General features: G+C 68.2%; 7 protein-coding genes and 2 pseudogenes. 3 read left to right on the plus strand and 6 right to left on the minus strand.

All coding sequences use genetic code 11. The features are described from left to right. Positions 1 to 91: 91 nt before the first annotated feature. The 5 genes and pseudogenes from DD1DGNOD_RS31150 to DD1DGNOD_RS31160 form a co-directional block, all read right to left on the minus strand. Positions 92 to 746: pseudogene (locus tag DD1DGNOD_RS31150) on the minus strand (transposase); the annotation flags it as partial. A 309-nt stretch (positions 747 to 1055) separates the two neighbouring features. Next, on the minus strand, positions 1056 to 3269 hold the full coding sequence (locus tag DD1DGNOD_RS11060; protein ID WP_131770053.1) for a WD40 repeat domain-containing serine/threonine protein kinase: 2214 nt from the start codon (positions 3267 to 3269) through the stop codon (positions 1056 to 1058). A 170-nt stretch (positions 3270 to 3439) separates the two neighbouring features. After that, a complete protein-coding gene (locus tag DD1DGNOD_RS11065) occupies positions 3440 to 4102 on the minus strand; it encodes a hypothetical protein (RefSeq protein WP_131770054.1) in 663 nt (220 codons plus the stop codon). A gap of 109 nt (positions 4103 to 4211) precedes the next feature. Continuing rightward, a pseudogene (locus DD1DGNOD_RS31155) lies at positions 4212 to 4751 on the minus strand (DUF6880 family protein); the annotation flags it as partial. After that, on the minus strand, positions 4691 to 5185 hold the full coding sequence (locus DD1DGNOD_RS31160; protein WP_131766439.1) for an SWIM zinc finger family protein: 495 nt from the start codon (positions 5183 to 5185) through the stop codon (positions 4691 to 4693). The pseudogene DD1DGNOD_RS31155 and the gene DD1DGNOD_RS31160, both read right to left, overlap by 61 nt. Before the next feature lie 240 nt (positions 5186 to 5425). Here DD1DGNOD_RS31160 and DD1DGNOD_RS11075 point away from each other — a divergent pair, with 240 nt between their 5' ends. The 3 genes from DD1DGNOD_RS11075 (at position 5426) to DD1DGNOD_RS11085 (ending at position 8998) form a co-directional block, all read left to right on the plus strand. Next, entirely contained in the window at positions 5426 to 5818 is a 393-nt protein-coding gene (locus DD1DGNOD_RS11075) for a hypothetical protein (protein ID WP_206443092.1), read from the plus strand. Between the two features lie 298 nt (positions 5819 to 6116). Next, a complete protein-coding gene (locus DD1DGNOD_RS11080) occupies positions 6117 to 6773 on the plus strand; it encodes a TetR/AcrR family transcriptional regulator (protein ID WP_131766438.1) in 657 nt (218 codons plus the stop codon). 173 nt (positions 6774 to 6946) lie between these two features. Further along, a complete protein-coding gene (locus DD1DGNOD_RS11085) occupies positions 6947 to 8998 on the plus strand; it encodes a HelD family protein (RefSeq protein ID WP_241251421.1) in 2052 nt (683 codons plus the stop codon). Between the two features lie 88 nt (positions 8999 to 9086). On the opposite strand, the gene DD1DGNOD_RS11090 is transcribed toward DD1DGNOD_RS11085, so the two are convergent. Further along, on the minus strand, positions 9087 to 10034 hold the full coding sequence (locus DD1DGNOD_RS11090) for a D-2-hydroxyacid dehydrogenase family protein (protein WP_131766468.1): 948 nt from the start codon (positions 10032 to 10034) through the stop codon (positions 9087 to 9089). Positions 10035 to 10349: the final 315 nt, after the last annotated feature.

Consider the following 10349-nt stretch of genomic DNA (forward strand, 5'->3'; position numbering starts at 1 on the left):
GTCCACCGTTGAGCATGCCGAATCCCCCAATATCCCCTGTACGATGCGTGATCCTAGCGCCGTCCGATGCGCCCGGCCGACCCGCCTGACGCAACCCGGACGGCTCGGTGGCCTGCACGGTGGTCGTGCGCCGCGGCCTGGGGTGCACGCTGACCAGGCCCAGCGTCCGCATCAGACGCTGCACCCGCTTGTAGGCGACCTTGATCCCTTGCCGGTGGATCTCGTGGAAAATCCGTCGCACACCGTACCGTCCCTGACGAAAATCGAAGATTGATTTTATCTTTGTGGACAGGGCGGCGTCGTCCTTGTCGTGTTGCGACGGGCCTCTTTTCTTCCATGCATAGTAACCCTGCCGGGAAACGTCGAGCTTGTCACACATGTACACGACGGAGAAACGGGAGACGCCGTCGGCCGGAGCGGCCTTCTTCGGAACGTGCGCAGAGATGAACTCGAACTTCACTTCTGCTGGCTCGCGAAGAAGGCTGCCGCTTTTTTAGGAACGCGACGTCCATCTGTGACTGTGCATACTTCTTACGGAGCTCGTCGAGTTCCGCCCGCTCCGACACCGACAGCGGCTCGTCGCCGGACGCGCTGTCTTCCTTCGCCTTCTTCACCCAGTTCCCCAACGTCGTCTCGTTGATGCCCAAGCTCTTCGCAACATCGGCGACTGATCGTCCCGAGTCGAGCACCAACCTTACGGCCTCGGTCTTATACTCCTGAGTGAACTTCCGGCGGCTTGACCCCATGTTGGCTCTTCCCTATGGACAGTAAACCTCAGGTCTCCTGTCCACGGAAGCGGGACCACTCCACAACTAACCCGCCGTGTCTCCTCAACGCATACCCGTAGGCCGGTGACCCCCCTGAATGGACACTCGCCGATCACATCCGGTCACATCTCGGACAATACGAGGATCGGCGAAGTCGTGGACCGGCTCGCTGGTCTGTTGGCCCGACATCCGGCGGATCAGGAGGCGCTCGGCCCGCTCGGCCAGGTGTATCGGGATCTCGATACCGGTACCAGGACAACCGTCCCGGTGCCGCCTTTTTACCGACCTCTACCGGACGCCGGAAAGATCCCACAGAAACACCGATTTGTTGATGACGGTCGTGCCCTCGGCGGCATCGCCGTCGCTGGTGCCGCCGACGGCCACGGTCGTGCCGTCCGGGGAGAACGCCAGCGCGTTCACATGATCGGTGTAGCCGGCCTGCGGCCAGCCCAGCGAGCGGACGGCGGACCGGTCGGAGACGTCCCACAGCCATACCCTGCCGACGCCGCCGGTATCGGTGGCGGCGGCCAGGGTGCGGCTGTCCGGAGAGAACATCACTGGCCGCACCCAGCCGGCGATGCCGGTCAGTGGCTGGCCCAGTGGACGGGTGGCGGACCGGTTGGAGACGTCCCACAGCCGCACTGTGCCGTCACCGCTGCCGGCGGCCAGGATGGATCCGTCCGGGGAGAACGCCACCGACCACACGAAGCTGGTGCGGCCGGCCTGTTGCTGGCCCAGTGAACGGACGGCGGAGCGGTTGGACAGATCCCACAACCGTACTGTGTCATCGCCGCTGCCGCCGGCGGTGGCCAGGGTGCGTCCGTCCGGGGAGAACGCCAGCGCGTTCACGTCCCCGGTGTGGCCGGTCAGCGGCTGGCCCAGTGAACGGACGGCGGACCGGTCGGAGAGATCCCACAATCGCACCGTATTGTCGTTGCTGGCGGTGGCCAGGATCGTGCTGTCGGGGGAGAACGCCAGCGCGTTCACGTCCCCGGTGTGGCCGGTGGTCAGCGGTTGGCCCAGTGAGCGGATGACGGACGGGTCGGAGACGTCCCACAGCTGTACTGTGTCGTCGCCGTAGCTTCTGGCGGTGGCCAGGGTGCGTCCGTCCGGGGAGAACACCAACACGTCTTCATAGGAAAGTTCCCCGGTCAGCTGGCCCAGCGAGCGGACGGCGGACCGGTCGGAGACGTCCCACAGCCGCACCGTGTAGTTGCCGTCATCGTAGCCGGTGGTGGCCAGGGTGCGTCCGTCGGCGGAGAACGCCACCGCGTTCGCGGAGATGTAGGTGTCGGTTACGTACCTGTACCAGATCGTGAAGGCTGTGCCGGTAACACCGAGGAGCAGTACGACTACGGCAGCGAGTATCCGGCGCCGTCGGCGCCGGGGGGTACGGCTCCGGCCTGCGCGCTCGGGCGTATCCGGGGGAGGGGTACGCCGCCGGATACGCCATACACCACGGCCGGCACCGCCTCCGGCACCACGGCCCGTGGACTTGTCACGGCCGGTGGATCTGTCACCGGAGGCGTCCGCTTTTGCCTGCGACGCGGCCAGTCGTGTCGGAGGCAGGAATTCCGGTGGTGGGGCTGGTGGACGGGGGTGGTGTCCACCTGGAGTAGATGGTTGTTCGATCACCCGGCGGACGTCGTCGTCGAGACGCAGCCGGATTCCGCAGCGGGCGGTCCAGTCCGGGCCGTAGACGGTGGTGGCGGCGTGGGCGAGCTCGAGCGCGAACGCGTGCGCGGACGGCGGGCGCGCCGCCGGGTCCTTGGCCAGGGTGTGCAGGACCACCTCGGCCACCCGGGTGGGGACTCCCTCCGGCGGCGGGGGGAGCCGGTCGAGGTGGTGCTGCCACAGCACGCGCAACGGCAGTTTCGGGTCGAACGGCGGCTTCCCTGCCAGCAGGTGGTAGAGCATGACACCGAGGGCGTACAGGTCGGTGGTCGCCCCCAACCGGCCCCCCGTGATCTGTTCGGGGGACATGTACATCGGGGTGCCCTTGAGTGCGCTGGCGGTCGCCGCCGACCCCTCCACGAGTTTCGCGATCCCGAAGTCGGCGACCTTGAGCAGGCCGGCGGCGTCGAACAGCATGTTGTCGGGTTTGACGTCGCGGTGCAGCACTCCCCGGCCGTGGGCGTAGGACAGGGCTGTGGCCGCGGCCAGACCCACCGCGCAGGCGTCCCGCGGCGACATGCCGCTGCGGCGGCGGGTCAGCGTTCCCCCGCCGAGTAGTTCCATGACGATCAGGTGCAGGTTGTCGGTTTCGACATAGTCGTAGATCCGTACCACGTGTGGATGATCCAGAGCGGCGAGTACCTGCGCCTCGGCGGCGAAACTCGTTTCCGCCCCGTCATGCTCCGTCGCGAGGATTTTGATCGCGACATCCCGGTTCAGCCGGCGGTGCCGGCCAGCCAGTACCAGCCCGAACGCGCCCTGTCCGAGGACCGTGCCCAGCTCGTAGCCTGGTAACGCCGCAGCTACCCGCGCCTCGTTTATGATCACGGTGGAGGAGCTACGCCACGGCGGTGTCCCACCTCAACCGTCCCCCCCCGACATGAGCCGTAATTCTATCAGTGACCGATCCGTGGCGAGAGCGCGGATTGTCGGGAACGCGGCCTGTCAATGTGGCCCGGCCGGGACGAGATGTGGCCGGCTGGGACGAACGGGCAGGGTCAGGGAAGTCCGGCCCGGTTCAGCTCGTCCCGGAACGCGCGGCGGTTCTTGTGGTCGTTGCGGATCCGGCGCAGGTAGTCGGCGAACTCGGCGTCGGTTCCCGCCTGCCGGTGCCAGCGGCGGAGTTCGGCGACCTGGCTGGCGATCGCATGGTAGACGTTGCGCTTGTCGGCCCGGGACCGGGCTGTGTCGATGACGCGCACCAGCACGGGAATCGACGCGGCCGGATCCGTCGCCGCGCGGGCCCGGGCCACGCGCAGCCAGCCGGCGGAGTCGCAGCCGCCGCGCTGGGCCGCGGCCCACGCGCCCTCGACGCCGCCGTCCCACAACAGCAGCTCGACGAGGCGGCTGTTGCCGTGCTCGAAGGCGAACTCGTGCCGCGGCCAGGAGCCGGGCTCGGCCGGCCGTTCGAGGACGGCAAGCGCCTGGGCGCGCCACCGCTGCCAGGCCGGGAGCGGGCGCAGATGTTCGGCGAACCGCTGGAAGGCCCGCAGCCCGGGGTGCCGGCGGAAGCAGTACCATTCGGCCTCGGCCGCCTGCTCGTGACGCCCGGCGCGGCGTGTCGGCCACCGCCTGGTCGACTCGCTCGAGCTGGTCTGTGGCGAACGCGTCCTGGGCGTCGCGCAGCCGGCGGAGCGCCTCGTCAAACCGGCCGGCGTCACCCAGCACACCGGCGACGGTGACGAACCGGTCCGGCGTGGACAGGTCCCGGGAGAGCACCTCGACCCGTTCCTCGGTCGTTTCGGCGAGCGACAGGCGCAGCCGGTCGAGCACGCTGCGCCGGCCGCTGTAGTCGCTGCGCTGGCCGGGGGCGAGCGCCGGCAGTGCCGACCATTGCGCCGACACGACCTGTCGGCACCGCTGCAGGCCGGCCTCCCCGTAGACGTCCGCGTAGTCCTCTACCGCGTTGGCGAACACACCCCACTCGCTGTCGATCGCCCAGCGGGTCAGCCGGTCGGCCAGCGCCACCGGGTCCGGCCAGGCCGCCTCACATGCCTGCAGATGCAGCTGTTGGGCGGATTCCAGGACGTCGGTCATCTCACCGTTCTGGTCGACCCGCTCGACCGCGGACTCCAGCAGCCGAAGGGCGTCCTCGGCCAGTTCGACAGCCGAGGCCGCAAGCCCACGTTCCAGGATCTCCTCGATCGAGACGAGTACCTGGTAGGCGGAATGTACGTATCCACCGGTCTCGTCCCAGTCCAGGTACTCTGGCACGATCAACGTTCGTTCCAGCTGTTGGCGGAACCGGGTCAGGTCGGGCCCGTCCGGGTGGGCTTCGCTGGCCAGCGTCTCCCATTCGGCTCGCAGCACCGGATCGGCCTCGGCAACCCGCAGCAGCCGCTCGACAAGCCACGCGGTCGGCTGGCCGGCCAGGAACGCGGCGAGATCCGGCTTTGACTGACGATGCTGCGCGCTGTGCGGCGCGGCGCCGGCCGTGGTGGTGCCGCGTCGTCGTCCCCGTCGTCCCCGGCGGCGTCCAGCCAGGCCAGGGCCACTGCGACAGCGTGCTTGCAGAACACGCCGTCGACACCGAGTGGGCAGGAACATTCCGCGGTCAGACCGGCCCCGGTCAACTCGGCGTGGACCTGGTAGCGGCGAGTCCCCACCACCGTCGCGTCCACTGCCATGCCATCGACGTGCAACTCGACGACCGCGCCCTGACGGTGGTATGCCAGACCGCGGGCATAGTACAGGTGGCCGGCGTGAAGGCGGATCAGATCGCGATCCAGTACCAGAAGGGCCATACCCCGATCCTTCACCTACCGGCCGGCAGCCAGCGCGGGCAGGTACCCGCTGCCAAGAACGGGCGGACAGACAGACACGCGACGTCCCGGCCCAGAAGAGCACGCCTTTCTTTAGTTTCTTCTTCGCCCGAGCCGGGATCGGCGTCATCTCACGCCGTCCAGGTCCGTCCGTCATACCGGCTGCCACCTCTGACGACGGCTGGATCAGACCCGGTTGCTCGGGCGCGGCACGATAGCGTGGTGGGGCGGGACGATCTTCAACTTGGGCGGGGCTACTTCGGGACCGGGGCGTTGGGGCATGGTGGCAGGCTCAACGATCTGCTCGGTGTCAGCTTCACCGACACATACAAAGAGAGTCGGATCGGATATGTCCTGTTTCATCCAGGTATCGTGTCGACCAGTTTTTCCGGGGAGTATGATGCGGCGGCAGCGGCGCAGGTGGCGGGTCTGAAGGTATTCGGTAAGTCGGTGCAGGAGAGCATCGCGCAGATTATTCCCTGTATCGATTCGCCGCCTGTCGATCGTCTGAGTGCGTTTGTGGAGGGTAGGCGGATCGCGGTGGACAACAGGTTCTTCGACAGTCAGGACGCTGCGCGTCTCCATAAGATTACCGAGGGGTTGCTCGCGGGCTGACCCGGAAGACGGTCCGCACGTCCCCACGCTACTGATCACGGTTCGCGCTGTCGGCGGTATTCAATGAAGATCATATTGATGGCGGGAGTAGCATCCAGATCGGGTTTCAGCCGGTGCAGGCGGCGGCCGTCCACAAGAAGCGGGTGGTTGCGAGACATGGAGGTGGTACGTACCGGCGGAGTACCGGTGGTACACCGAATGCGACCAGGCGGCCACGAATGCGCGTGAATGGGGTGAGCGCTTCGAGCGGACGTCGAGGAACGAACGGGTGCCGAGGAAGTAGCAGCGCTTTTCGGTTATGCTACCTTGGCTCACTGTGGTGGGAGAGCCGTTGAGTCTTCGGGAGCGGAAGAAGCAGCGCACCCACGATGCCCTGTCCGCGGCGGCTATCTCGTTGTTTCTTGAGCGCGGGTTCGACAACGTCTCCGTCGCCGAGGTGGCAGCGGCTGCCGAGGTGTCGAAGCCGACGTTGTTCACGTACTTCCCCAGCAAAGAGGACCTGGTCCTCCACCGCATCGTCGACCATCATGGAGAAGCCGCTCGCGTCGTCCGGGAACGGCCTTCCGGCGAGACGCCCCTGGCTGCGTTGGAGAGGTATTTCATCGCCGGGCTCGAACGTCGCGACCCGGTGACCGGGCTCAATGACGACCGTGAGGTGCTTGCCTACCACGGTATGGTCTTCTCCACGCCGAGCCTGGCCGGTCGGCTGGCACAGTACGCCGCGCGGGACGAGGAAATGCTTGCGGCGGCACTTGCCGAGTCGGCGCCGAATGCCGGCGAACTCGCTGCGGCGCTGGCGGCCGGTCAGATCGTCGCCGTCCGGCGCGTCCTGGCCCGGGAGAACTGGCGACAGCTGACAGCGAAGCGGTCCGTCGCGCAGGTGTTTCCAGACGCGGTCACAGCCGCCCGGCAGGCATTTCAGTCGCTGCGTGAGGGTCTCGCCGACTACGCGTGAGCCGCGTCGTTTCGGGTTTCGGACGGGGTGCGGATCCGCTCCTTTTCCGTGCTGTCGTTCCGTGCTGTCGCCGGCTGTGGCCACGTCGCTGGCTGTGGCCACTTGGTCGGATGCGCCGAGACGATAGTATGATCCGGTAAAAATATTTACCGAGTAAAGTAAAGAGAGGCTCCGTGAGCGCTGGAAGCGACGACGAGCTGCGCAAGGAGCGGGAGCATCTGCGCCGCAGCCAGCTCGCCCTGCAGGGCATGCACCAGCAGGCGCGGGAGATGGAGATCGCCGGAGGCGACCCGGTGGTGGACAAAGTGACGATCGCGCACCTGAAGGCCGCCAGGGAGCGCATGCTGGCCACCTTCACCGACCAGGACGAGGCGGCGCCGCTGTTCTTCGGGCGGCTCGACTACACGAAGGATGCGCCAACCGTCCCGGACCAGCGCATCTACCTCGGGCGGCGGCTCGTCCGGGAGGCTGCGGGTGACGACCCGCTGGTGGTCGACTGGCGGGCCGAGGTCGCCCGGCCGTTCTACCGGGCGCACCCGGGCGACCCGATGGGCCTCACCGCCCGGCGGCGGTTCGGTTTCGACCGCGGGGAACTGACCGCCTTCGAGGATGAACCGCTCACCGCCGCCACGTCCACGGTGTCCGGCAAGCTCCTGGAACAGGAGATCGAACGGCCTCGATCCGGGCCGATGCGTGACATCGTCGCCACGATCCAACCGGAGCAGGACGACATAGTCCGGGCTGATATCGCGACCAGCATCTGCGTCCAGGGCGCCCCGGGAACCGGGAAGACCGCTGTCGGCCTGCATCGCGCCGCCTATCTGCTGTATACCAACCGTGAGTGGCTGCAGCGTGCGGGAGTACTCGTCGTCGGCCCGAACCGCGCGTTCCTCGGTTATATCGCCACGGTGCTTCCGGCCCTCGGCGAGTTCACGGTAACCCAGCGCAGCGTCACCGACTTCCTCGACACCGTCACGGTAGGCCGGACCGACTCGGCCGAGGTTGCCGTACTCAAAGGCGACGCTCGCATGGCGACCGTCATCCGGCGCGCGCTGGACGGCGCGGTCCGTGCGCCGAGCGCGCCGGTCAGGATCGTCACGGGGACGGGCCGCTGGACGGTCGGCACGGACGAGACAACGGAGATTCTGGCCGCGCTGCGGTCAGCTCCCTTCCGTTACGGAGCCGGGCGGGCCATGCTCGCGCGACGGATCGCCTCCGCCGTGCGCCGCCAGGCGGAGGCCACTGGAGGGGATGTCACCGACAGGGCGCTGGAGACGCTGGCCCGCAGCCGGCCCGTCCGGGACGCACTCGAGGCGATCTGGCCGAAGATCGATGGCCCCATGCTCGTCCATCGCCTGTTCACCGACGCGGCCTTCCTGGCCGCCGCCGCCGACGGGGTGCTCACCGCCGACGAGCAGCGGCTGCTGCTCGCGCCCGGGGGGCCGGCTCGTGGCGTCCGGACCGCCCGCTGGTCGCTGGCTGACACGTACTGCGTCGACGAGGCGCAGGACCTGATCGAGAAGGTGCCCGGTTACGGCCATGTGATCGTTGACGAGGCCCAGGACCTGTCCGCCATGCAGTGCCGGGCGCTCGCCCGAAGGTGTGAGGACGGCTCGCTGACCGTCCTCGGTGATCTTGCCCAGGGTACGTCGGCGTGGGCCGCGAACTCCTGGTCGACGATCCTGTCCCAGCTGGGTAAACCGTCCGCCCATCTCGAGGTACTGACCCGCAGTCACCGCGTGCCGGCGGAGATCCTGGCGTTCGCGAACCGACTGCTCCCGCGCATCGCCCCGGACCTGCCGGCCGCGCGTTCGGTCAGAAGCGTCCCGGGGGCGTTGACGCTGGCCCGGACCGATCCCGGTCTGCTCGTCGCGGAGGTGACCGAGCAGGCCCGGCGGGCGCTGAAGAGCGAGGGTTCGATGGCCGTGGTGGCAGCCGACCGGTTCGTGCCCACGCTGACCGCGGCGCTGCGCGACGTCGACCTTCCGATCGTCGAACTGCGTGACGACACCGCTGTCGGCCGCGCGTCGCTGGTCCCCGCGTCCCTGGCGAAGGGCCTGGAGTTCGACCACGTCGTCCTCGTGGACCCGGCCGCGATCGTGGCGGGGGAAGGGGAGCCGACCCGCGGGCTGCGCAGGCTGTACGTGGCCTTCACCCGCGCGGTCACCTCTCTCACCGTCGTGCACCCCGGTGATCTGCCCGCGGCGCTCGGAGCGCAGCCATGAGCCCTCCCGCCGTCCGGCCCCCGTACCGGAGTGCGCCGGTGTTTCGGTTCCCGCCCGAAGCTTTCCGCTCCGGACCTGCCGGATCGGGCTACAGGACCCGGACCGGGGTGCCCTCGTGCCAGGCGAGGATGTCCTCGATGATCTGTTCGTAGAACGTCCGGTAGCCGTCGGTGGTGACGTAGCCGATGTGGGGGAGCAGCAGGGTGTTGCGCAGCGCTCGCAGGGGATGGTCGATCGGCAGGGGTTCGACGTCGTAGACGTCCAGGCCGGCTCCGGCGATGTGCCGCTCGCGCAGGACCTCCAGGAGCGCGCTCTCGTCGACGATCGGGCCGCGGGAGGTGTTGACCAGGTAGGCCGACGGTTTCATGAGGGCGAGGTCGGCGGCGCCGATCAGGCCCCGGGTCGTGTCCGACAACGGCATGTGGATGGTGATCACGTCGGAGTCGGTGAACAGTTCCTGTTTGCTGACGGCGCGGACGCCGTGCGGGGCTGCGCGTTCCGCGGTCAGGTGCGGCGACCATGCGATGACCGACATGCCGAATGCCTGCGCCAGCCTGGCAACCGGTGTGCCGAGGCGGCCGAGACCGACGACACCGAGGGTGTGGCCGGACAGGCCGGGACCGATGGTGTGCTGCCAGCCGCCGGCGCGTATGGCGGCGTCCTCCTGGGCGAAGTGCCGGGTGAGCGCGATGATCATTCCGATGGTGAGTTCGGGCATCGCGTTACCCGATCCGGTGGTGCCGCAGACGGTGACGCCCTGTCGTCTGGCCGCGTCGAGGTCGATTGCCGCGTTGGCCATTCCGGTGGTGACCAGCAGCCGGAGCGCGGGCAGCGTCTGTATCAGACTGGCCGGGAACCGCGTTCGTTCGCGCATCGCGACGACTATCTCGCTGCCGCGCAGGCGCCGGGTCAGCGTGTCGTGGTCGGGGATGTGCTCGCTGATCACGTCTATCGAGTAGCGGCTGCGCACCGCCGACCAGTCGGCGCTGGTGAGCGCCACCTGCTGGTAGTCGTCCAGGATCGTCACGGTCGGCATGGGGGTCAGCCCACCGAGCAGGCGTGCCGGCCGTCGGCCGGCCGGAATTCCGTGGCCTTCGCCAGGCAGCCGCGGCATGCCGCGGCGGTCGCTCCGGAGAGGGTTTCGCTCATGGCTGCTCCTGGGCACGGGCGGACGGGAAATTCTCACGTTATGGGCTGCGGGACATGCTGCGCCCTGTCAAATCTACTGATCAGACCCGGCAGCCACCGCGGCGACCTGGGTCTTCATGCGCGTCGGGCTGTGGCCGGGAAAACGCCTTGACCTGAAGTCGGGTTCAGCTCGTAGTGTCCCTATGCGTCGGCGGGATGGTGA

It is taken from the genome of Candidatus Protofrankia californiensis, from assembly GCF_900634765.1.
Classification (GTDB): domain Bacteria; phylum Actinomycetota; class Actinomycetes; order Frankiales; family Frankiaceae; genus Protofrankia; species Protofrankia californiensis.